Origin of the sequence: Blastomonas sp. CCH1-A6 (genome assembly GCF_001556365.1) — a bacterium.
GTDB lineage: Bacteria > Pseudomonadota > Alphaproteobacteria > Sphingomonadales > Sphingomonadaceae > Blastomonas > Blastomonas ursincola.
Map to the genome: position 1 here is coordinate 1 of NZ_LSIS01000427.1, position 25,018 is coordinate 25,018.

Annotated in this window: 23 protein-coding genes and 1 pseudogene; 4 read left to right on the forward strand and 20 right to left on the reverse strand. The window is 58.4% G+C overall.

Translation table 11 applies throughout. From position 1 onward, the window contains the following. The first annotated feature begins 435 nt into the window (after nt 1-435). Entirely contained in the window at nt 436-2,274 is a 1,839-nt protein-coding gene (locus AX735_RS19185; protein ID WP_082751208.1) for an MbcA/ParS/Xre antitoxin family protein, read from the forward strand. A gap of 123 nt (nt 2,275-2,397) precedes the next feature. On the opposite strand, the gene AX735_RS19190 is transcribed toward AX735_RS19185, so the two are convergent. The 7 genes from AX735_RS19190 to AX735_RS19220 all read right to left on the reverse strand — a co-directional run bounded on the left by AX735_RS19190 (nt 2,398) and on the right by AX735_RS19220 (nt 10,974). After that, nucleotides 2,398-3,339, reverse strand: coding sequence for a DUF2493 domain-containing protein (locus AX735_RS19190; protein WP_066283796.1), 942 nt, complete (start codon nt 3,337-3,339; stop codon nt 2,398-2,400). Nucleotides 3,340-3,658: 319 nt separating this feature from the next. Next, entirely contained in the window at nt 3,659-4,702 is a 1,044-nt protein-coding gene (locus AX735_RS19195) for a DUF7146 domain-containing protein (protein ID WP_066283631.1), read from the reverse strand. Between the two features lie 11 nt (nt 4,703-4,713). Beyond that, entirely contained in the window at nt 4,714-9,060 is a 4,347-nt protein-coding gene (locus AX735_RS19200) for a strawberry notch-like NTP hydrolase domain-containing protein (protein WP_066283633.1), read from the reverse strand. 148 nt (nt 9,061-9,208) lie between these two features. Continuing rightward, entirely contained in the window at nt 9,209-10,018 is an 810-nt protein-coding gene (locus tag AX735_RS19205; RefSeq protein WP_231750180.1) for an SMODS domain-containing nucleotidyltransferase, read from the reverse strand. After that, a complete protein-coding gene (locus tag AX735_RS19210; protein WP_013831725.1) occupies nt 9,984-10,496 on the reverse strand; it encodes an SLATT domain-containing protein in 513 nt (170 codons plus the stop codon). Before AX735_RS19210 ends, AX735_RS19205 begins: the two co-directional genes overlap by 35 nt. 12 nt (nt 10,497-10,508) lie before the next feature. Further along, a complete protein-coding gene (locus tag AX735_RS19215; protein WP_041558666.1) occupies nt 10,509-10,697 on the reverse strand; it encodes a hypothetical protein in 189 nt (62 codons plus the stop codon). 16 nt (nt 10,698-10,713) lie between these two features. After that, the gene (locus AX735_RS19220; RefSeq protein ID WP_041559193.1) at nt 10,714-10,974 is read right to left on the reverse strand and encodes a hypothetical protein; all 261 of its coding nucleotides are present in this window, start codon (nt 10,972-10,974) and stop codon (nt 10,714-10,716) included. 161 nt (nt 10,975-11,135) lie between these two features. On the opposite strand from AX735_RS19220, the gene AX735_RS19225 reads away from it, so the two are divergent. From AX735_RS19225 to AX735_RS19235, 3 genes are read left to right on the forward strand one after another with little or no spacing between them, the layout of a single operon-like run. Then, nucleotides 11,136-11,492 carry a helix-turn-helix transcriptional regulator gene (locus AX735_RS19225; protein ID WP_013831723.1) on the forward strand — a complete coding sequence of 119 codons (357 nt, stop codon included), beginning with the start codon at nt 11,136-11,138 and terminating at the stop codon, nt 11,490-11,492. Next, complete coding sequence (locus tag AX735_RS19230; RefSeq protein ID WP_013831722.1) at nt 11,492-12,010, forward strand: ImmA/IrrE family metallo-endopeptidase; 519 nt, start codon at nt 11,492-11,494, stop codon at nt 12,008-12,010. The genes AX735_RS19225 and AX735_RS19230 overlap by 1 nt, the downstream gene beginning before the upstream one ends. Nucleotides 12,011-12,028: 18 nt before the next feature. After that, the gene (locus tag AX735_RS19235) at nt 12,029-13,423 is read left to right on the forward strand and encodes an exonuclease domain-containing protein (RefSeq protein WP_066283640.1); all 1,395 of its coding nucleotides are present in this window, start codon (nt 12,029-12,031) and stop codon (nt 13,421-13,423) included. Nucleotides 13,424-13,468: 45 nt separating this feature from the next. Here the strand turns inward: AX735_RS19235 and AX735_RS19240 are convergent, their stop codons facing one another. The 13 genes and pseudogenes from AX735_RS19240 to AX735_RS24620 form a co-directional block, all read right to left on the reverse strand. Then, on the reverse strand, nt 13,469-14,023 hold the full coding sequence (locus AX735_RS19240) for a DUF7007 domain-containing protein (protein ID WP_231750181.1): 555 nt from the start codon (nt 14,021-14,023) through the stop codon (nt 13,469-13,471). Nucleotides 14,024-14,026: 3 nt separating this feature from the next. Then, complete coding sequence (locus AX735_RS26485) at nt 14,027-14,317, reverse strand: hypothetical protein (protein ID WP_231750182.1); 291 nt, start codon at nt 14,315-14,317, stop codon at nt 14,027-14,029. Next, nucleotides 14,314-14,790, reverse strand: coding sequence for a hypothetical protein (locus AX735_RS19245; protein WP_066283643.1), 477 nt, complete (start codon nt 14,788-14,790; stop codon nt 14,314-14,316). Before AX735_RS19245 ends, AX735_RS26485 begins: the two co-directional genes overlap by 4 nt. A 71-nt stretch (nt 14,791-14,861) precedes the next feature. Next, on the reverse strand, nt 14,862-15,368 hold the full coding sequence (locus AX735_RS19250; RefSeq protein ID WP_066283649.1) for a hypothetical protein: 507 nt from the start codon (nt 15,366-15,368) through the stop codon (nt 14,862-14,864). A 134-nt stretch (nt 15,369-15,502) separates the two neighbouring features. Then, nucleotides 15,503-17,620 (reverse strand): ParB/RepB/Spo0J family partition protein, encoded by a 2,118-nt coding sequence (locus tag AX735_RS19255; protein WP_066283653.1) that lies wholly within the window; start codon nt 17,618-17,620, stop codon nt 15,503-15,505. A gap of 139 nt (nt 17,621-17,759) precedes the next feature. Further along, a complete protein-coding gene (locus AX735_RS19260; RefSeq protein WP_066283656.1) occupies nt 17,760-18,158 on the reverse strand; it encodes a DUF2958 domain-containing protein in 399 nt (132 codons plus the stop codon). After that, on the reverse strand, nt 18,155-19,132 hold the full coding sequence (locus AX735_RS19265) for a zincin-like metallopeptidase domain-containing protein (RefSeq protein WP_066283658.1): 978 nt from the start codon (nt 19,130-19,132) through the stop codon (nt 18,155-18,157). The genes AX735_RS19260 and AX735_RS19265 overlap by 4 nt, the downstream gene beginning before the upstream one ends. Before the next feature lie 182 nt (nt 19,133-19,314). Continuing rightward, the gene (locus tag AX735_RS19270; protein ID WP_156447547.1) at nt 19,315-19,881 is read right to left on the reverse strand and encodes a hypothetical protein; all 567 of its coding nucleotides are present in this window, start codon (nt 19,879-19,881) and stop codon (nt 19,315-19,317) included. A gap of 12 nt (nt 19,882-19,893) precedes the next feature. Further along, nucleotides 19,894-20,376, reverse strand: a complete 483-nt coding sequence (locus AX735_RS26490; protein WP_231750183.1) for a zincin-like metallopeptidase domain-containing protein — start codon at nt 20,374-20,376, stop codon at nt 19,894-19,896. Nucleotides 20,377-20,476: 100 nt separating this feature from the next. Further along, nucleotides 20,477-20,796: pseudogene (locus AX735_RS27100) on the reverse strand (ArdC-like ssDNA-binding domain-containing protein). A 520-nt stretch (nt 20,797-21,316) separates the two neighbouring features. Further along, nucleotides 21,317-21,955 carry a ferric reductase-like transmembrane domain-containing protein gene (locus tag AX735_RS19275; protein ID WP_082751209.1) on the reverse strand — a complete coding sequence of 213 codons (639 nt, stop codon included), beginning with the start codon at nt 21,953-21,955 and terminating at the stop codon, nt 21,317-21,319. After that, nucleotides 21,952-23,787: an AMP-binding protein gene (locus AX735_RS24615; RefSeq protein ID WP_082751210.1), complete on the reverse strand. Its 1,836-nt coding sequence runs from the start codon at nt 23,785-23,787 to the stop codon at nt 21,952-21,954. The genes AX735_RS19275 and AX735_RS24615 overlap by 4 nt, the downstream gene beginning before the upstream one ends. Continuing rightward, a complete protein-coding gene (locus tag AX735_RS24620; RefSeq protein ID WP_171007857.1) occupies nt 23,717-25,018 on the reverse strand; it encodes a serine hydrolase domain-containing protein in 1,302 nt (433 codons plus the stop codon). The genes AX735_RS24615 and AX735_RS24620 overlap by 71 nt, the downstream gene beginning before the upstream one ends.

The window sequence follows — 25,018 nt, forward strand, 5'->3', positions numbered from 1 at the left end:
CCATGCAGCCCGGTGACCACACCCCAAATTACACCTCATTGACGGACGTGACCCATTTTGGGCAGACCGGAGCCTGTCCGACCCGGTAAAAATCCGGCGAGGAAAGCGCGACGGAGGCTGAAGATCTAGAATGGCAGCTTCACAGCCGCGAAAAGTGGCGCAGCGGATGTTCGAATGGGTCGGCGGGGGCTGCCGGTACTGACCCTTACGATCGCTCTGCCTTTGAACTTTCGATGCCCATGTGGGGACCGAGTAAGTTCGGAAATTTATCTGCAGGTGGCTTTTGGCACGACGAATGGAAATCCTGCCTATCAACCTACCGTTTGGACATTGATGAGGCGTTTATCACATGAGATGCAACACATGATGTTGCTACTGATAATCCGCGCGCTAGTTTGGGAGGGCTATGCAGATTTTCACCTTAGCTAACCTTTCATGACTAACGATTGGCGCCCTACGCAGGCTATTGACGCTGAAGGTCGACGCGCTGACGTCAAGGATGTCGCCAACGGCTTGCAATGCCGATGTGTCTGCTTTGAATGCGGACAGTTGGTTCTGGCCAAGCAAGGCCCTAAGTTGCGCTGGCATTTTGCCCATCATGCTCCCACCAATTGCCGCCCGACACCGGAATCCGAACTACACTTCTTCGCCAAGACTTTGTTGGCGGACAGGCTATGGCTGTGGATTCCGGAAGTTCGCGCTCAGGCAGCCGGACGGACGGAGCCCATCTCCGATCGCAGGACATATGAATTCTCAGAGGTGCTGGTCGAAAAGGCGGATGGGAATGTCCGACCTGACCTGCTTCTCGTTACAGCCAGTGGCAAGATCCTGCATGTCGAGATTTATGTGCGCCATAGGGTCGATCCCATCAAGCTGGAAAAGCTTAAGAGTCGCGGCATCTCGTCGGTTGAAATTGACCTATCTAAGCTGGATTGGGACAATCGTGATGCATGGGAGCTTGCAATCCTCGAAACTGCGCCTCGGGAATGGCTGCACAATGCCAGAGCGGCCAAAGCTCAGCAGAACATGGAGGCGCAGGCAGCCACCGAAGCTAGGGCAAAACAACAGATTCTGGATGCGGAATACTCAAGGATCGTGGGGATTTGGAACGACGCTCTATCGTCTTGCGGCGACCCGGATGAGCATCTGATCACTCAACATAGATTGGCGATGAAACGCGGGTTTTCTCAAAAAATTGGCTATGCGACGAAGGGGACGGCATGCTTTCGAGTGCCGTCGGCGTATTGGCAGGCTCAGGTGATAAACCGCTTCCTCTGGGATAGCGCGAACGAGACACCGATTGCCTTCGAAACCAAGGATGCCCTTGGATGTGTTCAAGATCTCATATGGCCAGGACTAAACCGGATATCAAAGGAGACCACGGACAGAATGCGCCGGGATTTCCCTACATTCGAGGATCCTTGGCATACCGTGCACGGTTATCTCAAATGGCTCAAAGATAAGCATTGGATGTTCGATAAGCGCGTGCTCGGCAAACAATGGCTGCCATCAACTAGCGCCTTGTATCTCCGCAAGGAGCAGGAAGCAGCCTGGCAGCAGGAGCGAGAGCGGAAGGAGGCAGTTACCGACTGGGTCGATATGATATTGTCGAGCGTCCCGGCGAACGAGACTTCCGACTTTGATCGCACAGCTTGGATCGATTGGTTCGTAACCTCATATGATGAGGACGAAGCCCGCGCGTTACACGAAGCCATATATGACATGGTCGTAGGCGGGCGACGGCTTGCCGATGACCTATTAGGATTGCCGTTGCTGGCGGAGTATGAGCGCCAGGCGATCTCGCAGGACGAGCGCCGGGTACAAAATGAGACTGAGCGCGTTGCTCGATTGGCGGAGGTGGAGCGAAATCGCCGGATTTCAACGATGCAGGACAAGGCGTCGTCTGTGCTGGGGCAATTAGCGCAACATTGGCTGACTACAGCGAATGCGCAGCTTGATGGAAAGACACCGCTCGACCTTGCGATCGATTCCGATGAAGGTCTGGCACGTGCAACCTCAGAACTCGCGCGGATGCATAGTGAGCGGATTGAAGCCGAAACGCTAGCGGCAGACAAAGCTCGTCAGCAAGCAGCATTGGAGAAAAATCGCCTGGAGCTGACGGCCTTGGCCGACAAACGCGCGCGAGATCCGGTGAGGGCCAATCTCTGGTGCAAATCTCCGAACCCCAAACTCGGGGGGCAACGCCCTATCGATTATTGCGTGGATGATCGCGCGCTTCGGATCTGCAAGGAAGTCATGCCGGCATCGCTCTAGTCTCTGCAACGTGCGCACCCTAAGCTTGATCAAAAGTGATTTCTCCGAACGTTGCCAATCCACGCTGCAACTTGCGCGGGCAAGCCGGTGATCCACCAGTTAAATTTCGCCAACTTCAAGTGATCACCCTGACCGGCGCTCCCTGAAATCCCACAGCGGGATCCCCATTTTGCGCGCCTTATCGGCCAAGTTGTCCTGAATTCCGGTGCCCGGAAAGATGACCAGACCTACTGGTAGGGCTTCGAGCATACGGTCGTTGCGCTTGAACGGCGCGGCCTTCTTGTGCCGGTTCCAGTCGGGACGGAAGGCGACTTGCGGCACGCGGCGTGTATCGGCCCAGCAGGCGGCGGCGCGTTCGGCTCCAGTTGGCGTGGCGCCATGCAGCAGGACCATGTCGGCATGACGCGCATGAACCCGGTCGAGGACATCCCAGATTGCCGAGTGATCGTTGCAGTCGGGGCCACCGGTGAAGGCGATACGGGTGCCTTCGGGCAGCAGCACGCGGGCATTTTCTCTGGCGCGTTTGTCGAGAAAGTCGCGGCTGTCGATGATGGCCGAGGTCATAGCCTTGCGGTTGACGCGGGATCCGGTGCGGGGCGTCCAGGCCTTGCGGGCGTGGATGCGGAATTGATCGGCGGCGGCTTCGCGGAAGAATTCCATCGTGTCGCGGCGTTCGATGAGGGAGATGCCTTCGGCAATTTGCCGCTCAAGTTCGACCGAGCGCACTTCGCTGCCATCCTGTTCGCGCTGAAGGCGTTTTTGCGCCTGTTCATTGTCGTCGAGATCGCGTTCGACCCGCTCGCCGGCGCGGTGGAAGATGTTGACTACGTTCCAGAGCAGGTCTTCGAGATCGGGTTCAATGCGGGTGTCGATCAAAGCTGAGACAAGCCCGTCGAACATGTCTGCGACTGCGCCACCGGCAAGGCGGGCATCGGGGAGCGGCCTGCCATCAGGTTCGTCTTCGAAGGGCCGATAGCCGTAGAGTTGCATTTCCTGAAGGAGATAGGCGGTTGAGCCGAGTTCGGGGGTGGTGTCTTCAAGGGGAAGATCTGGGGCGCTTGCCATGATGGTCTCCGTGTCCTGAGCCGCGCCTCTCGCGGCCTTCGTGGCGACGACCAGCGGCGGCGGGCACGGGTCTGCACCGCGCGGAAACGCGCGGCCGGAGCGCCAGCGGAGGATGGCGAAGCAAGGGAATTTTGTTTCGCGATGCAAAGGGGCGCAGCCCCGGCGGAAAATAGCCGCAGCGCAGCCATTGCGGTGCCCGTGTTCGCTGCTGCAGTCGCCCCCTCCCGAAGGCCGAGGGCGTGGCGACCTTCAAGGACCGGGAGAGGTGGCCATGCGCCCCACTGCCCCGGAAAACCCCCCGCTTACCGGCCAGCTTCGCTCATCGTCTGAGAAACCGCACGGCATCGGCGGCGCTGAGCTGCACCCGAATGGCCGCTGCCAACCGCTCGTGACCATAGGCTGTAAGGTCGCTGTTGAAATCGTCGAGCCGGGGTTCAAGCGGTATGACCGCAATGCCTAACGGTTCGCATCGCTCGGTCAAGGTCGACAATGCCGTTGCCCCGGCTGGATCATCATCGCGCGCGACATAGAGGCAGTGCAGCGCAGCAGGGAACTGGATGGCAGCGAGATGGGCGGCCGATAGCCCTGCGATCATCGCCATGGATGGCATCACCTGTCGCAGCGACAGCAGGGTTTCTAGGCCTTCACCGGCAACCATGACACCGTCCGCTTTGCCGAACCGGACGCCCGAGCCGAGCAAGTGCCCCATGGCGCGTCGTGGATATGCGACAGCGGCTTTGTCGTGGGATTGCGGATCAAGCCAAGTGCGGTGAACCCCCGTGATAGTGCCCGCATTGTCGGTGACTGCTGCGATCATGGCGGGCCATGCCTCCCGCACACCAGGGACATCATCTTCAGCAGGCCGATAGTAGCAGCGCGGATGGAAACGCAGCTGATCTATGCCTGACAGATCGGTGATCGACCGGCGACCGAGATAACGGGCTGCAATGCTGTTCGTGATCGGCTTTGAAGCGGCCCATAGGCGCCGTGCCGCTTCTGGTGTGCCGGTCGGTGCTTTGCGTATGGTCGCGTTTCGGGGTTGGGACTTATTAGGCGGCGGCAGGCTCAAGAACATGCGGGCTTCGTCGAGCGTCTCGCGCATGGTCCGGTGGGCGCAACTCGCGGCGATGATGTCGAGTAGATCGCCATGGTCGCCGCTTTGCGCGTCTGTCCATTTGCCCGCGCCTCCCCGGCTCTCGGTTGTTGCAGACAATCGGACGTAGAGACTGCGACCCGGAGAATTGTGAACATCGCCAACTAGCCAGTAGCGGCCTTCACGGCGACCATTGGACAGGTAACGGCGGCAGACTGCCTCGGCTGAGGCCGCAAGGCGGCGGGCGATATCGGTGGCGGGACTATCCATGCGGGGCTCCTTCAGGCGGCTTTGCGTGCCGCGATCCGCTGAATCGGAAACCGGTCCAGCAGCTTGGCGAGCACATCCACCCCGACAGCCCCTGTCGGTATGTAGAGCTTGAGTTTCCACGAGACGATCTCGGAGATCAAGCCCATTGCCTTCAATCGCTCGACGCCAAGATCACTGAAACCGGTCAGTTCGATCCGCCAATCATTCATGGCGCGGACGCGGGCGAGCGTCTGATCTTCGGCCAGATGCAGTTTGGCATCTCCAGCACACAGCATCGCCCAAGCATCGGCGGGCACGACGGACGCCGTGTCCTGCTCAATCACCGTGGCGACCCAGGCGGGCGAAACCTTGCGGCCGATGACGCGCTCGCCAGCATCGGTTTGCAGGCGGTAGACGCGGGTCGATTCATTGGGGAGCTGCCGCCAGATCGGCAGCAGCAGGCCTGAAACCATGTGCAGGGTCGAGGTTTCAAACTCGGGCAAGTCGGCAAGTTCGGCCTGCCAGGCTTCGCTGAACCGCTCACGGTCCACCGGCTCCCAATGACTGGTCGCGAACACCTCGGCGAGGATATTGGTCGCCTCCAAAGGCCGGACGAGGCGGATGCGCGGGTGAATGCCCCCATCATCGTCGATCAGACTGCGCGCGCGCAATTTGACTGCCGCGCGCCCGGAGCGGGTGTTGATCACCAGTTCGGCGTCGCGATCCACCGCCATGGCAAGCGCCCGCTCGAGCACAACCGGCTCGATCCGGTCTTTGCGTTCGATGGTCAGGAGGTGGGTAACCGCACCGGTGCCGGGATGGGTGTAGATAGTCTTGCGGTCGGAGACCGAGAAGCTCTCGGCGCGCAGGGTTTCGAGGCCCATTTCATAGGTGCCGCTGGCGATTGCGCCTTCGACCCGGGCCGTCAGCAGGCCCTCGAAGGCCTCGAACAGGATGTTCTGCATGGAAATGGTGAGCGCCAGCATCCGGTTGAGGAAGGTCGTGATGGGCGGAAGCTCGTCCTTGAGCCCGCCGTCACTGTTGAGTAGCGACAGGCCGGTGGCTGTTTCGAATTGCCCGAGCGAACAGCCATCGATCTTGCCGCGCACCAACAGTTGGTAAAGCTGGCGCAGGGCATCGCGGGCATAGTAGGATTCCAGATTGTCGCTGGCGCTGAACATGTTCTGGCCGCCGGTTTGCCGCTGGCCGCGCGTGATCGCTCCAAGACTGTCGAGCCTTCGGGCGATCGTCGAGATGAAGCGCTTCTGCGCCTTCACGTCGGTCGATACTGGGCGAAACAGCGGTGGCTGCTTCTGGTTCGTGCGGTTGGTGCGGCCAAAGCCCTGGATGGCGGTGTCGGCCTTCCAGCCTGCTTCGAGCAGGTAGTGGACGCGGCGGCGCTGGTTCTTCACGCCCAAGTCGGCATGATAGGATCGCCCCGTGCCGCCAGCCTCGGAGAAGACGAGGATGTGCTTCTTGTCATCCATGAACGCATGGGTTTCAGCAATATTGGCTGAAGCAGGCCGGTTTTCGACGGCGAAGCGCACCGAACCATCGCTGCTAGCGCGGGGCACAATGCGACGGGAACGTCCGGTCACCTCGGCAACTGCATCGCTCCCGAAATGCTGGACAATCTGGTCAAGCGCGCCGGGCACAGGCGGCAAAGCGGCAAGCCGCTCGAACATCGCATCACGGGCACGGCAGGCTTCGCGGTTGAGGATAGGATTGCCGTCGGCATCAAAGGCAGGCCTCGAGGCGAGATTGCCCTCGCTGTCGGTGAAGGGCTCATAGAGCTGCACCGGAAAACTGTGCGCGAGATAGTCGAGCACATATTCACGCGGCGTGATGTCCACGGAAACGTCATCCCATTCGTCGGTCGGGATTTCGGCAAGACGGCGTTCCTGCAGGGCTTCGCCCGTCGATACGATCTGCACGACACAGGCGTGACCGGCCTCAAGATCGCGCTGCATCGCCTGAATGGTACTTGGCGTTTGCATTGCAGTGATCAGGTGATTGAAGAAACGCTGCTTGGCGCTCTCGAACGCTGATCGCGCCGCCGACCGGGCCTGTGCGTTCAATGTTCCATGGGATGCACTGGTAACGCCCGATGCTTCGAGCGCCGCATCGAGATGGGCGTGAATGACCTGAAATGCCCCGGCATAGGAATCGTAAATCCGCACTTGCTCAGGGGTCAGTTGGTGCTCGAGCAGGTCATATTCGACGCCGTCGAATGACAAGGAACGGGCGGCATAAAGGCCAAGGGCCTTCAGATCGCGGGCCAGCACCTCCATGGCTGCGACGCCGCCATCCTCGATTGCAGCTACGAAATCGGCACGTGAGGCAAATGGAAAGTCTTCGCCGCCCCACAGTCCGAGCCGCTGGGCATAGGCAAGATTCTGCACCGTCGTGGCACCGGTGGCCGAGACATAGACGATGCGGGCATTGGGCAGGGCATGTTGCAATCGCAGGCCCGCCCGGCCCTGCTGCGAGGCTGAAACATCGCCGCGCACGCCCTTTCCGCCTGCGGCATTGGCCATGGCGTGTGCCTCGTCAAAGATGATGACACCGTCAAAGTCACGGCCAAGCCATTCGACGATCTGCTGGACCCGGCTCGCCTTGCCGCCACGCTCCTGCGAACGCAGGGTCGCATAGGTCGTGAACAAGATGCCTTCCGCCAGCTTGATGGGCGTGCCCTGACGGTAGCGCGACAAGGGTGTCACCAGCAGTCGTTCCTGCCCCAAAGCCGACCAGTCGCGCTGAGCATCCTCAAGCAGGCGGTCCGATACCGAAACCCAGAGCGAACGGCGGCGGCCTTTTAGCCAGTTGTCGAGGATGATGCCTGCCACCTGACGGCCTTTGCCCGCACCCGTGCCGTCACCCAGAAACCAGCCCCGGCGAAAGCGGATGGCTGCGTCGTTTTCTTCAGCCGCCGCCGAGACGAGATCCCATGTCTCGTCAACGGTCCAGGCCCCTGCCAGATGCCCGGAATGGGCCTCGCCAGCGTAGATTACGGATTCCAGCTGCGCGTCGGACAACACGCCGTCAGCCAACAGGTGCTTGGGCAAGTGCGGAAAATAGGCGGGTTTCGGCGATGCCACCGAGGCCATTGACGCCGATTGAACCAGCGGCGTCGGGTGTGGCAATGCGCCGGGAATGATGACCGATTGAAGTCCATATCGTTCGTAGATGCTGTCACCGAGCTGCCCCTCGGGCGGAGCCCAGTCAGCAGTCGAATAGCTGAGTTCCGGCGCATCGGCATCGACCAAGGGATTGATCGGGGCAGTCCGAGCCACCGCACGGTTCACGGGCGACGGCGAAGAAGCGCAATGCAGTCCTGCACCGGGCATTGGGGCCATCGGTCCGCGCGGCGGCACCTGCGCTTCGACCCATTTGAGCAAGGTCGCGGTATCAGGAGCGGTTCCTGCGCTCGGAACGAAGGTCGTGGGATCGGAAGCGGGCAGCTTGTCGATCACCGTCAATCGGGTGTCGATCGTCGTGCCGTGCTTGCGATAAACCTTGCCGTCGATGGCGGCGGTGAAGACCACACGTCCGGTCCCCTGCAACCGGATGAAAGCATCGCGCCATGCTGGAGCATCAGGAGCACAGCCAGCGCCTGTAATGACCACCAGCCGGCCCCCATGCTCGAGCCGGGCCAGGGCGGAAGCGATGTGGCGAAGCGCGGCGTCCTTCATCGTCCGGTCGACATGCGCGACAGCCGAAAACGGCGGGTTCATCAGGATGACACTCGGGCGTGCCGAAATGGGCATGCGATCATCAATCGACGCGGCGTCATGTCTGCTGACAGCCACGCCCGAGAACAAGTGCGACAGCAGCGCTGCCCTGCCTTCAGCGAGTTCATTCAGCACAAGCTTAGCACCTGCCAGTTCGGCCTGGATCGCCAACATGCCTGTGCCAGCAGAAGGTTCGAGCACAGTTTCGCCCGCGCCAATCGAAGCAGCGACAACGGCCACGAACGATAGACCCGCAGGCGTCGAATATTGTTGCAAGGCCTGGCTGGTTTCAGAGCGCCGGGTGTGGGTCGGCAAGAGAGCCGAAACTCGTTCGATCAGCGCAAGGGAGCGAGATCGAGGGCCACCGCGTGACAAGATTGCCGGGCCAAAACGGCGCAGGAAAAGGATTTGTGCAACCTCACAGGCATCATAGGCACTCTTCCAATCCCATGCGCCTTCAGCATCGGTGCCGCCAAAGGCTGCCGTCATTGCCTCGCGCAAACAGGCGGATTCAACGGGCCGCCCGATTTCGAGCAGGGGTAGAAGCGAGGTTACTGCGGTCAGCAGCGCACGCGCACGCGCGTCAAATGCGCAATGCGTGGCGAGCGACGCAGCGCCAAGCGCTGCGTCCGTAAGGATGTGGGCCATTGGTGGGATCTCCGGGAGAGCAGAAAGGGCGGATCACGCCCGGACACTCTCTCTCAAACCCGGGCGGTTCGCCCGCTCCCGGCTAGCCTCTCACTCGATTACAGCCTGATGCATATTGGTCAGTTAATTGGAATGAGCCGATCCGCCATTACTCCGGGATGAGTTTTTTGATCTCAAGCTCAGCGGAAACAGGCATATTCTCGCGCTCAAGCCTGCGAACCTCAGCCACAATCTTCTTGGCGCGCTCAACCTTGTCTTTTCGCCATTGCGTATCGGTTGGCGTTGCCAATTTTTCGAATGTTTCAAGCAGGTAGTCACGCTGGGTGCTGATGTAGAAATATGATTGATCGACAATCCATTTTTCCAGCGAGTATGAATCAAAGACATAGCCGTTCTGGGCATTCCAAAACTTCACGAGCCTGATGGTCGGCTTGATGAGGTGGTGATTAGCAGTGTTCTTTTCGGTCAGCTTGCCATTGAAATCATTAGGGTTTGTATTTTGCCACGCGCTTGTTCCATCTGGAATCTGGTAGCCTCCCCACATGTTGGCAAGTGCGGGCACAAGGTCAAATTTGATGTGGTTGAGTTCCAGCACGATGGTCGGTGAGGACTGCTTGATGTCTGACGATGAGTAATAGGCATCGACGAAGGCCCGAAGGCGGTTGAGGTAGGTTTGAGGGGTATATCCCCCTTCGGCAAACACCACCATGTAATCAATATCGGAATGACCATCCATGCTGCGAGGCAAAATCGTACCGCGCGTAGAAGAACCAAAACGAAAATGGCTGTTTAGTTTGGAACTAAAATATGAATTGAGGCGCGTTTGCAAGGTAGCAACCGAACGGTTTATTGAATCCTGTTCGCCGGTTGAAAGGATTGCGTTGCTGGCACGATTGGTGAGGTAACTGTTGACTGTCATAGGATTATTTATCGACTGCATGAGTGGATTCGCCAGCATCGATCCCGTCTCGGGCGACCTTGAAATCCTTGGTTGAAAACTGTGGACTGGCTTGGTTCAATTCGTTTCTGCGCTTGGTGAACTCATCCAAGCCGTCAATCGCCGACTGGTCGTCACAGACGTTTTCAAGCCGAATCTGCCGGAATACGCGCGCATCATTTCTGAGCGAGAGATATTGATCGCCGGAACTCTTGTGCGATGCGGCACGTTCAAACGGCTTCAAGAATGTCGATAGTGCGGTCAAGACGGCAACCACCGATGCAATCGCGCCACCGATTTCGGGGTAGTCCTTAAAAAAGGCCAAGCCCGCGATGCTACTTAAAATGACCGACGGGATTCCCAGCCAATAATGAAACCGGCTCCACCGCTCGTGAGCGTTGAAGTGAGATTTGCCGGAATGGATGCAATCCTCTTCGATCCGCTCAAGTTCGAGGCGGATTGCATCCTTCGGGGTGGGCACGGGGGTTGGGTTAGACATGCGATAATTGTATCACGAATTGGGGCTGTCGCGCCCATCGGGTTCTTTGGCGACGCCCTTGAACGGCGATCCGCCATTCTTGACGCTCATAAACTCGCCAGTGCGCTCGTTGCGCTTCTGGTAGTTGCCATCGGGGCGCTCAAATTGGGTACGGGCTGTAACTGCGCCGCGACGAAAGTTGTTGCCGGTATTCTTGGCCATAAATGCTCCTGTGATCTTAGTTGAACGTGTAACGCTTCCAAGGGATGGCGTTGGTCGGCACCCCAGAAAGAAAATTGGCAATGTCGCGGCGACCGAAATATGTCGGCACCCCGCGAGAATCCTGAGACATCAGGACAATCGGCATTCCCGGAAAGCAGCGACTAAAACTCTGCATTGCCGACGACGCTTCATGCCGATTGTCAGTGACATGACGCTTGACCACCACGACCGCGAAGGTCTGGCCTTGTTCCTTAATGACAGCACCTTCGAGCTGCATGGCAGTTCCTTTCTGCTTGGACTCGAGCACGATGCCCTTGCCTCGATTCGCTATATGACGGGATTTGGAAATAGCGTCAATGCAAACATATTCTATGTCAATCACACAAACATATGTTTGTGTGATTGACATAGCTGGCGTATTGGTTCAAAGGCACGGCCATGAACGAGTGGTCAATCTATTCGGCGTTGGGGGAAGCTGTGGCGATAAGGCGAAAAGCCATTGGCCTCACACAAGCACAAGTTGCTGTGAAGGTGGGCATTTCCCGCGCCTCAATCGCTAATATTGAGTCCGGTCGACAGAAGGTTTTGCTGCATCAAGTGTATCTGTTTGCGGAAGCCCTGAAGCTGCCGTCGATCATGCAACTTTTGCCCAAGTCGCTAGTGCGTGGCGAAAACGATATGGTTGTCCCCATTTCGCGCAGTGACATTTCAGAGCGTCAAAAAGCTCAGGTGAGCGATGCGCTGATGGGCATGTTTGGCAACGGCACAACGCTTGCTGCTTCGGACGATTCCTAGTGACCAGCCCAGCTCAAATTGCTCGTGACCACGCGCAGCGTATCCTGACAGAATACGCTGTGACGGCGCTACCGGTGCCAGTCGAGAAAATTGCAAAAAGTCTCGGCATAGCCGTGCGCTTTTCGCCGCTCGATCAGGAGCTTTCGGGCATGGCGCTCATCAAAGACGGCGTGTCAGTGATCGGGGTCAATGCGCTCCACCATCCCAATCGCCAACGGTTCACCATCGCCCATGAACTGGGGCACCACATCATGCACCGCGAACTGATTGATGGCACGGTGCATGTAGACAAAGGCTTTACGCTCTGGCGCGGCGAGTTGGCGACTCAAGGGACTGACCGGGTTGAGGTACAGGCTAATGCGTTTGCCTCGGAACTCCTGATGCCAAAGCAATTTATCAGTCAAATCGAAGGAATTGAAAGCCTAGATATTGACGATGAGGTTGGTATGAAGGCGCTCGCCAAGCGTTTTCGGGTGAGCGTGACAGCGTTGCAAAATAGACTCTCCTCATACATCTAGCTGACTGCGGAGCGGCGCATGGGGTTTGTCTTTTACGATACCGAGACGACTGGCATTGACACCTCCTTCGATCAGATTTTGCAATTTGCGGCAATCAGGACCGACGAAGACCTGAACATCCTGGAACGCTTTGAGGTACGTTCTCGGCTCCTGCCGTTCATTGTTCCAGCTCCAGGCGCACTTCGTGTCACCAAAATGACCATCGATCGGCTGCACGATCCCGCCACGCCATCGCACTACGAGATGGTCAGAGCCGTTCGCAGCAAGCTGGCCGAATGGTCGCCGGCCATTTTTCTTGGCTACAACAGTCTGCGGTTTGACGAAGAGCTCATGCGCCAAGCCTTCTACCAAACTCTGCACAATCCATATCTGACCAATCGCGACGGTAATTGCCGGGGTGACGTGTTGCCCCTCGTTCAAGCCTGTACTGAATTTGAACCAGATTGTGTGACCGTTCCCTATGGTGGCAACGGCAAGCCAGTTTTCAAGCTCGACCAACTCGCACCCGCTAACGGCTTTGCTCATGACAATGCCCATGATGCATTGTCGGATGTAGAGGCTACGATTCACATGTGCCGCCTTGTTCGGGACGGCGCTGGCGATCTGTGGAATCGTTTTTTGCGGTTCACGCAAAGAGCCGCGGCCGCCGAGTTTTTGGATGAAGATGAGCCATTCCTCCTGACGGAATTCTACTTCAACCGTCCCAAGCATATGCCGGTATTGCGGATTGGTCAGGACAGGGAACAGTCCAATGTTTCGGTCTGTTTCGACCTGGCACACGATCTCGATAAGTTTCGCAATCTGACCGATGCTCAGTTGCAAAGTCTCGTAGTCAGCTCACCAAAGCCGCTTCGCAAAATCAAAGCCAACGCCGCGCCGACCATGACGCCGCTAGAGGATGTGCCCGACCACCTATTCGGTGATCTGACGCAGGATTACATTGCGGTTCGGGCTAGTGATCTTCGCAGCGACGACGCACTCAAAACCCGTTTGCTGGCCGCGTATGAGGCTACCAAAACTGTGTATGGGCCCAACGAACACGTTGAAAAGCAAATCTATGAGGGGTTTGCAGGAAATGCTGATGAGCAGCTGATGACGCAATTTCATGCGATGCCGTGGGAACACCGCCATACGCTGGCCAGTCAATTTCAAAATCCCAAGTTTGGCTTCTTGGCCAAGCGTCTCATTTTTGCCCACGATCCAAACTGTTTGCCGCTCGTCTGCCAACAAGAAATCTCTGCGCATATCTATTCGCGGATCGCCGCTCCGGATGACAGCGGGGTCAAGTGGACGACATTGACGAAAGCCCGGTCAGAATGTGAAAAGCTCATGGCAAGCGCAGCGGCCGCAGATCTTTCGCTGCTTCAAGGTTACCATGATTATCTGACCGCTAAAGTGGCTGCTTTGGCATAGTTTTTTCCGAGTAAGCGCGGCCAGGAATGGTGTCTGAAGATTGTGTCACTCTGACATTCCAGCCAATCGACAACCCGATAGGATGCTGGAGGACCGTACCATCTCAGGGTGCGCCGAAGGATTGATAACGAACCCGTGCCGTCCAGCAGCATACTCCCCAACCGACACCAGAAATCGTCGCGTTTCGTCGCTATTCCGATCCCCTCCGACGGTGGCCAGCGCCTCTACCATGCCAGGATGATCGGATGATCGAACGGCAGAAATCACCACCCAGTCCTTTTCGTGGCGGCGGGCAAACTGCTGGCGGTCGCGAGTGAATGATTCCGCCGCTGACAACGTGCGGCCATGGACGGCCTCCCAAGCATCGGGATACCAATCGCGCATCGCTCTGTCTGCCATTGCCTGTTCGCGGTAGGTGAACAGGTCCGGGTAACCTGCGGCGACGAGCGCCCATTCGGCGTCTTCTTCATACCAGCCGCCAGATAGTCGCAACGCGGGATCCATCCCCGCATTGCGTGCCCGGTCGAGCTTGAAGCCGCCATGGCCGGCAGTGGAATGAAAGACGATCCCCTCCGCGTAGATGGTCGCCGATTGAGACATGCCTCAAGGCGTGGAAACGCGCAGGATCGTATCGACGCGACCGAGCGCGTTGCGTTGGCGGACATGCAGCGCGATGTCGGCAATATAGGCGCGGAAGGAAACTTCATCAGCCACGGCACCTTCGGCGCAATAGACATCTGACCGGGACCATTCGCCAATCGGCCGGTTGAGCTTCCAGCCGGACACGATCGAGAAGCCTTCCTTGAGCGGAATGGCGATATAGGCGAGCCCATCGACCCGTGCGGCCATAAGGCCGTCGCTCGTCGTGCCATATTCGACACTGATGTCGTTCATGCCGCCCTCCTGAGTTCAGAGGGCAAAACTGCCAGATCAGCGTCGGTCACGATCTCGGCGCGCATCCCGGAATAGGGATTGTCGCGCATCCATGCTTCTGCCGATGTCATGTCGGCCGCGAGGTGGCGCAATTCGTCCTTATCCCGAAACGTGGTCAAGACACGCACTTGCCCAGGTTTCGGCACGTCGATGATCTCGAAATTGAGCGGGCTTTCGACGCTGTAGGCGCGGCGCACGGTCATGACGATGACGCCCTGAGTGCCGTAGGTCGCCAGATGGAGCATGAAATGCGCCGGCGAACGGTAGTTGTCGGTAACCTGGCCGGGGTAGCGCTCAACGAGGCGGCCGGTGCCATTGTCGTTGTTCCAAGCGGCAAGTTTGCGGCGGAAACGCTCGGGCGGGCGCGGCTCGCCGTTAGAATAACGGATGAGGCTGCCCAAGTGGGCGGTGTCGTAGAGGTATTGCGCTGACATTTTCAGGTCTCCTTGAAACGCGAAAACCCGGCGCAATGGCCGGGCTTCGTGGGATGATTGGACGGGAAATTTCAGGTGGAGGGCGGTGGCTCGCCCAAACGCCCGAGCACCTCTTCGATGTAGGACGCGGTGGACATCGAATGGACCTCGTCAGCCGTTATGACGGTCGCCATCCCGCCAAAGCCGTCGGGCCGCATCTTCGTGCAAGTCCACGCTGCGATGATCTGCACATGGTCAAGGTCAGGCGATCGCCGCACAATGTCCTGGAAGATCAGGTCATAGCCGATCATCGAGAAATCGAGCTCGAACTCGTCTTCGCCAAGATCACCCTTGGCGATTTCCGCGCGCACCACGTCAGCGATGCGACTGACCATGCCATTATCCTGACCGAGTAATTCGACCAGCTCAGCGGTCGCGATCCAAGCCGTGTCGGCGACATTATCGCTGGCGAAAAAGTAGACCGCTTGGTCATTGCCTTCATGCTCGAACATTTCGCACAGCAAACGGCGTTCGAGCGGGGTCATTGCCGCGACTGGTATGTCGGGTTGCACGACCGTTGGTGAATGATAGTCAGCCATGGCGTCCTCCCCAGCAGGGCACGGGAGCACTGGTTTTCGGCATGTGAGGTCTCCTCAAAAAGAGGCGGCCCGGCGTGGTGGCCGGGCCTGAGTGAGATAAAAACAATCGGGATGTTGAACCCGCGCGGTTCGGATCATTCGGCGGCGATCGCGTAAGCCGCCTCGTCATCATCAAGGAACGCGGGTAGCTCGAGCCCTTCACGATCAACGTCAGGCGTAACGCCATGACCACCGTCGGCGTCGGGTGTCCGCAGCGGCTCTGGAAGCCAGTGGGCATCTTCCAGCAGCCGTTCCGCCTCGCGGGCCATGTCGCCTTTTTTCAGGTGATCGATCATGCCAGCGAACTGCTCTCCGCGCGCTTCGGTCACATCGGCAAGGATGCGCGGTTTGGTCACGCTGCGGAAATAACCATCGACTGTGGGCTTCCAGCCTGCCGCCACGATATCAAGACCAACGGCATGCGCCAGGACATGGCTGTGAGCGATGCGGCGTGCAACGCTGTGCGTCGACACCCGGCCATTGTCGTATTTGGGGACGATCTCGGCCTGCGCGTTCACCGCCAGCGATGTGCAATGGGCAAACAGACTGGCCTGCTGATCGGCGTCGAAGGTCAGAAGCGCGTCCCAAAGTTCCTTGTCGGACTCCGGCAGTCGATCCTCCCAGCGCTTCATGCGCTCGGCGATGGCCCGCGCGGGAACACTGTCGCGCAGACCTGCAGGGGGATTGGCAAAGGACACCCGGTTGAGCGACAGTTGCAGACAGCTCTCGCGGCTGTAGCTGTAGAAGGTGTCGAGCACGAGCGCGTGCAACACCGTCGCGAAGGCTGTGGCGGGACTTTGGGCAAAGGCATCCTGCAACGCGAGCGTGCGCCAGGCGGTCAGGTCGGCAACCAAGCGGTCGGGCAACGGCTTGAGGATGTCATCGTCGGAATCTTCTTCATCAGTTCCGGTAGGTGCCGAACCGCTGGCGCTCGGTGCGGTCCCGCTGTGGTTTGCGCCAGGCATTGGCTCGCCCGAAACGGGATCGACCCCGGAGCCATCGTCTTCGCCGCTCACTTCCGCCACCGGTTCGTCTTCGGCTCGGACATAGCCACGCTCAATGCAAAGCGAACCATCCGCCTCGATCGTCACAAAGGCACCGGCGATTGCCATTTCGGCAGGATCGAAAATCATGGGCCGGTCGACCAGCTGGCCGATTTCCGTTTCAAGCCTTTCGATCCGCGCATAGACGTCCTGCGGCACGTTGGGGTCGTCGGCCCATTCGGTCTCGATCTGCTCGATTTCAGCCTGAAGCGCCGTGAGTCTTGCCTGCTCAGCCTCAGTCATGGGTAATTCTGCGCCAACGATCTCACGGTGTCCGTTGGTAGCATTCCATGGCAGGTCGACGGCAGTCGCCACCCATTTCCAGCCTTCAGTGCCAATGCGGTTGCCCTCGTCGGCAAGTTTCGCGTCAACCAAGCGGTCGAGCAATGCGGGATCGGTGAGCCAGCCACCGTCATCGTCCTCGAACAGGTCGCGCATCACGCCGCCGCCTGCTGCGACATAGGCATCGACGGACACGAACCGCACCCGCTTGTCGGCAACCCGGACGCTGTTTTCGGTCAGGCGATGGCGGATATAAGCGGCGGACTTGTTGAAGCTGTGGGTCAGCATTTCCCACACCTGCTCCTGGCGCTCATGATCTTCGGACACGGTGAACGCCATCAACTGGTCCAGCGACATGCCGTCCTCGGCGTAAATGTCGTGGAGTTTGGGCGAGACCGACGCCAGTTTGAGACGCTGGCGGACGACGGCGGGCGTGGTCATGAAATGCGCGGCGATGTCTTCGGCGGCGCTACCCTTGTCGACCATGGCTTGCATGGCCCGGAACTGGTCGAGCGGATGCAACTGCTCCCGGTGCGCGTTTTCGGCATAGCTGTCTTCTTCCGCCGAGACGTCATTGTCCGCTGCCTTGACGATGCAGGGAATCGGCGCGGTGCGCGCCAAGCGCTTCTGTTTCACCAAATGCTCAAGGGCACGGTAGCGTCGGCCACCGGCCGGAACTTCGAAGATGCCGGTCTCCTGACCTTCGGCATCAAGCACCGGGCGCACGTTGAGGCTCTGAAGCAAAGTTCGGCGCGCGATATCCTCAGCAAGTTCGGGGATCGACACGCCGGCCTTCGCGCGGCGGACATTGGATTGTGACAGGATCAGATGGTCGAAGGGAATGTCACGCGACGGGCTGAGGGTGATTTTTGCAGGCTGTTTGGTCATTGCAGGTCTCCATGACGGGCCGCCGCGAGACACTTTCTCGGCTTCCAAGCCCGTCACGAAGGCCCTGGCCTTCCTCTTCCTCTAGGGCCGCCACAGGCGGACCAACCCGCGATCTGGCAGGCCGCCAGGCTACCAGATTTCAGCCATCCCCTTCTGGCATGGCGCGTTCCCTCAGCAGCTTTTCAGCGCTGAGGATCGAGCCCGTCTGACGGGCTGACGCGACGTAGGCCGATATGGGCAACGCAGTTTCGAAGAGGATATCCCGTTCGATACCAAGGCCGAACGGCAGGCGCAGCGACTGCAATTCCCGCAATGAGAAGCTGCCGAGTTCGGGGCAGCCAAGGCCGAGATCGGCAAGGCCGAACAGGATGCCGTCCTCGTCGAGTTCGGTGGCAAGCCAAGTGGCCGTGCCAAGCGGATTGAAGAACCGGGCAACGGGAACGGGATCAGGCTCCTGTTTGCCCTGTGCCTGCGCATTGCGGCGCGCGTGCATGTTCGCGAGCAATGCCGCGCGGATTTCGGGGGTGAGCAGGTTCATGCCGCCAACTTCCCTTCTAGCTCGAAGCCGTCGGCTTCGTCCTCACCAGCGACGTCAAGGCCAGTCGATGCGGTGTCACGACAGGCGAGGATATAATCTGCCGCCTTGGAGGCAGCGCTGGCGGCGCGCAGGATGGCGCGATTGTCTTCCCGGATAATCTGGAGCCACGAGCCGATGTAATCAGCATGGCGAACGCTTGGCACAATCCCGAGCGCGGCGCAGATGAAGGCTCCGGCCATTTCCGCGACCAATTCTTCGCGGCCATAGTCCTTGGAGCCGAAGCTGCCGGTCTGATCGCGGCCAAGCCGGGTGGCATGGCCAGTCCAATGGCCCAGCTCGTGAAAAGCCGTGCGATGCCAGTTGATCGGCTCATGGAAATCGTCGGGCCGTGGCACCGCGACATAGTCATGCCCCGGGCTGTAATAAGCGGACGGGCCACCGATGCGAAAATCGGCGCCCGTCGCGGCGATCAGTTCCTCGGCGTGCGGCAGGATCAGGCCATCCGGGATGGGCGGCGGCGGGAGACAGATATGTTCGGGCAGATCGTCACACTGGTCGACCGAGAACACCGTGAAATGCTTGAGGAACGGAATCCCGCCGCTGGTTGCGGTGCCTTCGGTATCCGCTCGGCGACGTTCGCTGCTGGGCACAAAGCGGCGGGTGTAGATGATACCGACACCGCGTTCGCCGCGACGCACCGAGCCGCCCAAGGCCGCAGCCTGTCGGAACGTCAGGAACGCATGGTTTGAGAAGCCTCGGGAGACGACGGCATGCCAGAGGGTAAGCACATTGATGCCACTGTATCGACGGGAACTGACAGCATTGTGCGGCATGCCGATGCCGGCATTGGCCGTTCCCCAGGGCTGAACCCATGGGACGCGCCCAGCCTCGAGATCAGCGATGATCCGGTCGGTGATTTGCTGGTAAAGATTGACTCGCTCAGGGTTTGAGCGCGCAGCATGTCGTTGCGCCATGGCAGGTCTCCGCGACGGACCCGCAGCGAGCCTCTCTCGCCGCTCTCAGCCCGTCACGGGACAATCCCGCCCTCTTCCTCTCGCGGGGCGTTGCGGGGCGGCAGTCCCGCACGAAGGGGTCTGATGAGACCGGGCGGGCTCAGCAGCAGGGGAAGGCTTTCCCCTCATGCTCTGGACCGATTTTATCGAGACATTTTAGGGTGGTTCGTGCCATGCTGGAGACGGGAGGCCTTCGATTGACCGAATTCACCTTTGTACATGCCGCTGATCTTCACCTCGACAGTCCATTGCTTGGATTGGCGGGTAAAGAGATCAAGCTGGCCCGGCGTCGATGTGAGGGCCGGTAGCGCAAATCCAGTCGCAAGCTTTTCGAGATGTGGGTTCAACTGAATATACAGCGCGTCATTTTCATCATCGATGGCGTCGGTGACGTCGACGATCGCCCAGCGGCCATGAGCGGCGACCATCAGCTTTTTATTCCATAATCCGACGAATGATGCCTGGCGCCACGCATTGCTGAGTTCCGAAAAAAGGCCGCGATGCGCCTGGAGCTCAAGGTGAAAGCGCGACTTCAAAGTCATCGCAACAAAAATAATCAGCACCGTTTGCCATGTAAATTTTGCTGATGAACCTTTGCCAGCAGGCGGCACGTCAGCCGGCACCAATGCACGCCGGTTTGTCCATTCGCGGAGTTGTGTGGTGGAAAGGCCCGTCAGTGAGGAAACCAAAGCTGTCGTCGCGTAGCGCATCAGTCGATCACCTTAAGGAATGGGGCGGATAGAAAAATTGCCGGAACGGGTATCATACCCATTCCGGGGGGCAAAGTCGATGGCTGAATAATACGTCCACATTGCCGCGACTTCGCGTTCGCCGGTGGCGAAGCGGAAGCAAGCGTGGGCATCCTCGCAGATTATGGATAGCCACGAGCCGATATAGTCGGCGTGGCGAACGCGGGGTACGATGCTAAGCGCAGCGCAGGAGAAGGCCCCCGCCATTTCGGTGTACAGCTCCTCGCTCCCATAGTCTTTCGAACCGACGCGCCCGGCCTGGTCTCGGTTCAGCCAACTGCCACGGCTCGTCCAATGCCCAAGCTCATGGAAGGCCGTTCGACGCCAGTTGACGGGATCGTGGACATCATCGGGCTGGGGAACGCGAAGAAATTGTAGTAAGCTGACGCCACTCGATCCGAAAATTGGTGTCCTTTGCCGCAATGAACTCCTTTGCCTGTGGGAGGAACAGCCCATCCGGAATTTGGGGCGGTGGCCGGCAGGTGTCTTCCGGCAAGTCGTCACACTGATCGACCGAATACACGGTGAGATGCTTGAGGAAAGGAATCCCGCCGCCTTACGTTCTTCCTTGACTGTCGACGCCGCGTTCGCCGCGTCGAACGGTGGCCCCAAGTGTCGCTGCCTCCCGAAAAGTCAAAAAGATATGGCTTGCGAAACCGCATGAGACGAGGGCGCGCCAGAGCGCGAGAATATTGATGCCGCTATACCGGCGGGTGCTGACCGCATTGCGCGGCATGCTGATACCAGCATTGACCGCGCCCATGGTTGAACCCAGGGCGCGTGCCCGCCTTCCAGTTCGGCGATAATGCGATCAGTAATCTGTTGATAGAAATTCGCCCGCTCAGAAGGTGCGTGGAACGCGTGTTGTTGCGCCATGGCTTCTGCGCGACGGACCGGCAGCGAGCCGCTCTCGCCACTCTCATCTCGTTACGGAACCTTCCCGTTCTCTTCCTTTCGCGGGGCGCCAGTCCCGCTAGATGAGGTCTGATGAGACCGAATGGGATCAACAGCCATGGAAAGTCAATCCGTGCGGCAAATCAAGATTTCCCTGCGATTTTTGTACATTTTGTTGATATCGATCGCCAATCAACGAATTGCTGGGCCGCACTACGCTCCTACGGCATATCGATTCAATTCAAGTTTCATTGATCCGGATAACACCTGCTGACCATTTTGGATCATCGCCATCGCCGGACGAAGCTCACTGCCCAGTCCCAGCTGGAGTCAGCAAGTGCATCAAGATCGCCCAGCGGATCTCCGGGCACAATTGATCTGTGACTGGCCAATCATATTTTCGCCTCCCAGCCAGCTCGATTTTCAGTACCACCACCTCTTAGTTGCGTTCCTTGGACGCCCATGTCGTCGAGACTAGGAGTATACGGATATTGGGCATAATCTACGCGGTTCGCGCCGACGCATAGCGATTTGAATTTAAGCGAATCAGTGCAGCAGCGGTGAACAGAGCAAAAGGTATGGCATAGATATGCTCGGCGGGGATGCGTTTTCCCCAAGCGATAAAAAATACAGCAAAAATGACCCATATCGCTATAGTATGAATCCGCTTCCACAGGGAGAAGGTCAATTTTCGGACTGCGGCGTCATTTGACGTAGCGACTAGTGCAACTATGGCAATATATCCAAAGGCACCCGGCATATTGGCTGCCACGGATCGGCCGTGCCAAAAAAGCTCGGGAGCCAATTTCCAGTAGCTATAGATCGCGATCGCGTGGACCGTGTGGGAAAAAGCAAATGCCAGCCCCAATTGCCGACGGTTGCGCAGCGCCCACGTTGAAAAGGCGTTCGGGAACAGGCGGTCGATTGCAGAAGCCGTAAATACGATCAGGAAAAGTCCCGCAGAAGTGCGGGCTGTCGTGCGAATGAGCAGGCGCAATTGTTCGATGAAATCGCCATTGCGCAGCAGAATCCCTGCACTCATCAAAGCAATCAGCGCAGCCAATGCCCAGAAGTTCCGCCATGCTCCTGCGGGTTTGCGAATGTGGGGCATCGCTTCCACGTTGGATCCAATCGCTGTCATATCAACTCCATATTGTGTCTAGCCGCCCAAGCGCGCAGACGCGCGGTAACTTCGGCCTTCGGCTTTCGATTGCGCCAGTCGATTGAAATAGTAGGACAAAGCCCTTGCGGATCTCCGACAGTTACGTCGAAATCTTCGTCTCCGAATATGGCGTTCGCCTCGAGTCGAAGTTGTCTTTCTATCGCGTCAGCCCGGAGCTGTTTCCGGTCAATCTTGCCAACAGCCGTGACTGGGAGGCTCGATACCCAATAGATGTCTCGGGGCCATGCCGCACGGTCCGCAATGGCTTCGCATATTTCAGAGAGCAGGTCCGTGCTTTCACGAACGCCTTCTCCGGATGGCACCGCAAACAATATGGGAAGCTCGCCGGCGTAAGAGTCAGGTTGGCCTATTGCTGCTGCAACCGCCACCTTGCCCGTGCCAATTGCAGCATCCTCGATAATCGCCGGATCGATATTGTGACCAGACCGGATGATCATATCGCTGAGTCGACCGGTCACAATCAGACCTTCAGTGGTTACTCGACCGCGGTCTCCCGTCGCCATCCATCCGCCGATGAACGCATCTGCCCGGGACGGGGAAAGTGTCGGGCCGGAAATCCATATTTCGCCCTCCTGCCCGAAAGGCTGTTTCACACCTGTCGAATCCCTGATCTCAATCGCAATTCCGTCGCCTGGTGGCCCGATAATGCCAATTGGACTAGGCATATCTGATCGTCCCACTGCCAGTACGCCGCAGCATTCAGTCATGCCATAAATGATATGAAGAGGCCTACCAGTGAGGTCGGCAAAGCGCACTTGCAGCGAAGCACTGCATGGAGCTCCTCCGGCATACCCGCAGCGTAGTTTGGAAATGTCAGCCGTAACTGGTTGTTCCAACACTGTCGCCACCGCAGTCGGAACACCGCCAGCAATCGTCACCTCGTATTTTGAAACGATGTCCCAATAGAAATCGATGACAGCTGGGTTTCGAAAGCCATGTGATGACAAATTCACGACGCAGCCACCACTCACCCAGAGCGCACGTGAGGAGCATATTGCGCCAGCTACATGAAACAGCGGAAGGCCGTTAGCCAACCGATCATTCTCTCCTAGGTTGGCCGCCGCTGCGAAGGCCATGGCGGCGATTTTTTGCTGCTCATGGCTATGCCTAACAAGTTTCGGTGCCCCAGTCGTGCCTCCTGTGTGAAACCAAGCGGCGGTATCACTGGGGTCGATCGCGAGACGCGCAAGCGGCGTCGTGTTGGTTGTCAGCACATCCGCAGCCTCAGGCCATGGTGACGTGCCTATTTCGAGTACTGTCAGCTTGCGCCTGCTCTCACAAAGTGATGCTACCGCATGCCCTAACAGATTTAGCTTTTCGTCATCTTGGGGTGTGGGAACAACAAGGATATCTGCACCGGCTGCACACAACAGCTGAGCAAGATATTCTACCGATTGCAGTGGGTTTAGCGATAGACTGGATGATACGACACCAGAAGCAAGCATCAGCACATAATGAGCAGGTGTATTGGTGAGCAGTAAAGCGATTGCGCCATCTTGTCGTGCACCGACGGCGGCAAGCCGATTCGCCCAATGCTGCGTTGCGCGCAGCAGGTCCGTATAGCTCAGTTCGAGAGCGTCATGGTCGTTGCCGTCCAGTCGGGGCTCGACATGGATGAGTGCTGCCGCGTCCGGTCGCCTGACTGCATGCTGGGCCAATGCTTCCAGCACGGAACCAGCCACCAGAGGTTGACTTTGGAAGGCGTCTCTCATCTCTTTATCACCGGGCCATATCGGCTCGAGGCGAAATATGGGCAGCGATCGCGGAGAACGCAGGTCGGTCGGATGCATGGGTGAAGCCTGTGTCCCCGACCGGGTGCGAGGAAAATTTCACGATTACTACTTGCTGGGCCGGATTTACGTAGAGGTGCTGGCCAAACAAGCCCTTGGCTTCAATTACTCCGTCAACGTCGTTCGGAATCCACCACTGGTTACGGTAACCATAGCCAGGGCGAGCAGCCGCAGATGCAGATGCGGCGAAGATTGCACGATCAACGCCTTCACGAAGTTGGGCAGTGAGGCCACTTGGGAAGACCCGCCGTCGACCGATCCTTCCATCATTGGCCAAGGCAACCCCAAGGCGCGCCATATCGCGCAAAGTTGCATTCATCCCAACGCTTGCGATGTCCATACCCGCCGGGTCGATCAAATAGTAGCCATCAGATTCAGTGCCCAGAGGGCGCCAGAGCCTATCGGAAACCAAGGCAGAAATTTGCTGCCCGGTGGTCCGAGCCAGCACCCAGCCTAGTACCTCACTATCGACCGATCTATATGCGAAACTGCTTCCGCCGCCGGTGCCGGGTCGCACCGTTGGCAAATAGTCAGACAACGTCGTTGAAACATTCAATGAAGCTGGCACGTCGATTAGACCAGTTGAAAAAAGATACCGGTACAGGTCGGACCGGCGATCCGCGAAATTTTCCCGATAGTCCACGCCTGACTGCATATCGAGCAATTGCTGAACACTGACTTGGGACCAAGCTGTGGACGCCAACTCTGGCACCAAAACGCCAACTTTGGCGGCCGGATCTAGTCGACCCGACGAAATTTCAATTTGCGCCAAAATTCCCACGACCGACTTGCTCATTGACCACAAGGCATGCGGTTGGCGCGCCGACATTCCCGGTGCATAGTACTCATAGACAATCCTGCCATTACGTAGGACGATCAGGGCATCGGTGTAGGTAGCGTCACGCCAAGAATCGAACGTTAGAGTGGCACCGGCAGCGTTCGTAAAAGAGAGCCCTTCCAGTGACGATCGATCTACTGGCAGCTCGCTCTGAAAACTAGGCGCCTCTACATTGTGGGTGGGATACAACGCCCGCATATTTCTAAATGCCCAGCGGGCATTGGGATATTGAAGTATATTTGAACGCGTTACACGAGCATTCGGAGGAGCAGGGCTTCCAACCATAATTCCCAGCTGGACTGGATCGGTGGCGCTAGGTGGCGGCAACGTCTGCGCCGATGCATTTGCGCCGAGCGCCAAGGCAGCACCAGCAAGCAGTTCAGCGAATCGCAT

Bases quoted from the DNA above. Each gene is read 5' to 3' on its own strand.
- AX735_RS19185 (WP_082751208.1), top strand. From the start codon at position 436: ATGACTAACGATTGGCGCCCTACGCAGGCTATTGACGCTGAAGGTCGA.
- AX735_RS19190 (WP_066283796.1), bottom strand. From the start codon at position 3,339: ATGGCAAGCGCCCCAGATCTTCCCCTTGAAGACACCACCCCCGAACTC.
- AX735_RS19195 (WP_066283631.1), bottom strand. From the start codon at position 4,702: ATGGATAGTCCCGCCACCGATATCGCCCGCCGCCTTGCGGCCTCAGCC.
- AX735_RS19200 (WP_066283633.1), bottom strand. From the start codon at position 9,060: ATGGCCCACATCCTTACGGACGCAGCGCTTGGCGCTGCGTCGCTCGCC.
- AX735_RS19205 (WP_231750180.1), bottom strand. From the start codon at position 10,018: ATGCTGGCGAATCCACTCATGCAGTCGATAAATAATCCTATGACAGTC.
- AX735_RS19210 (WP_013831725.1), bottom strand. From the start codon at position 10,496: ATGTCTAACCCAACCCCCGTGCCCACCCCGAAGGATGCAATCCGCCTC.
- AX735_RS19215 (WP_041558666.1), bottom strand. From the start codon at position 10,697: ATGGCCAAGAATACCGGCAACAACTTTCGTCGCGGCGCAGTTACAGCC.
- AX735_RS19220 (WP_041559193.1), bottom strand. From the start codon at position 10,974: ATGCAGCTCGAAGGTGCTGTCATTAAGGAACAAGGCCAGACCTTCGCG.
- AX735_RS19225 (WP_013831723.1), top strand. From the start codon at position 11,136: ATGAACGAGTGGTCAATCTATTCGGCGTTGGGGGAAGCTGTGGCGATA.
- AX735_RS19235 (WP_066283640.1), top strand. From the start codon at position 12,029: ATGGGGTTTGTCTTTTACGATACCGAGACGACTGGCATTGACACCTCC.
- AX735_RS19240 (WP_231750181.1), bottom strand. From the start codon at position 14,023: ATGTCTCAATCGGCGACCATCTACGCGGAGGGGATCGTCTTTCATTCC.
- AX735_RS26485 (WP_231750182.1), bottom strand. From the start codon at position 14,317: ATGAACGACATCAGTGTCGAATATGGCACGACGAGCGACGGCCTTATG.
- AX735_RS19245 (WP_066283643.1), bottom strand. From the start codon at position 14,790: ATGTCAGCGCAATACCTCTACGACACCGCCCACTTGGGCAGCCTCATC.
- AX735_RS19250 (WP_066283649.1), bottom strand. From the start codon at position 15,368: ATGGCTGACTATCATTCACCAACGGTCGTGCAACCCGACATACCAGTC.
- AX735_RS19255 (WP_066283653.1), bottom strand. From the start codon at position 17,620: ATGACCAAACAGCCTGCAAAAATCACCCTCAGCCCGTCGCGTGACATT.
- AX735_RS19260 (WP_066283656.1), bottom strand. From the start codon at position 18,158: ATGAACCTGCTCACCCCCGAAATCCGCGCGGCATTGCTCGCGAACATG.
- AX735_RS19265 (WP_066283658.1), bottom strand. From the start codon at position 19,132: ATGGCGCAACGACATGCTGCGCGCTCAAACCCTGAGCGAGTCAATCTT.
- AX735_RS19270 (WP_156447547.1), bottom strand. From the start codon at position 19,881: ATGCGCTACGCGACGACAGCTTTGGTTTCCTCACTGACGGGCCTTTCC.
- AX735_RS26490 (WP_231750183.1), bottom strand. From the start codon at position 20,376: ATGGGCTGTTCCTCCCACAGGCAAAGGAGTTCATTGCGGCAAAGGACA.
- AX735_RS19275 (WP_082751209.1), bottom strand. From the start codon at position 21,955: ATGACAGCGATTGGATCCAACGTGGAAGCGATGCCCCACATTCGCAAA.
- AX735_RS24615 (WP_082751210.1), bottom strand. From the start codon at position 23,787: ATGCATCCGACCGACCTGCGTTCTCCGCGATCGCTGCCCATATTTCGC.
- AX735_RS24620 (WP_171007857.1), bottom strand. From the start codon at position 25,018: ATGCGATTCGCTGAACTGCTTGCTGGTGCTGCCTTGGCGCTCGGCGCA.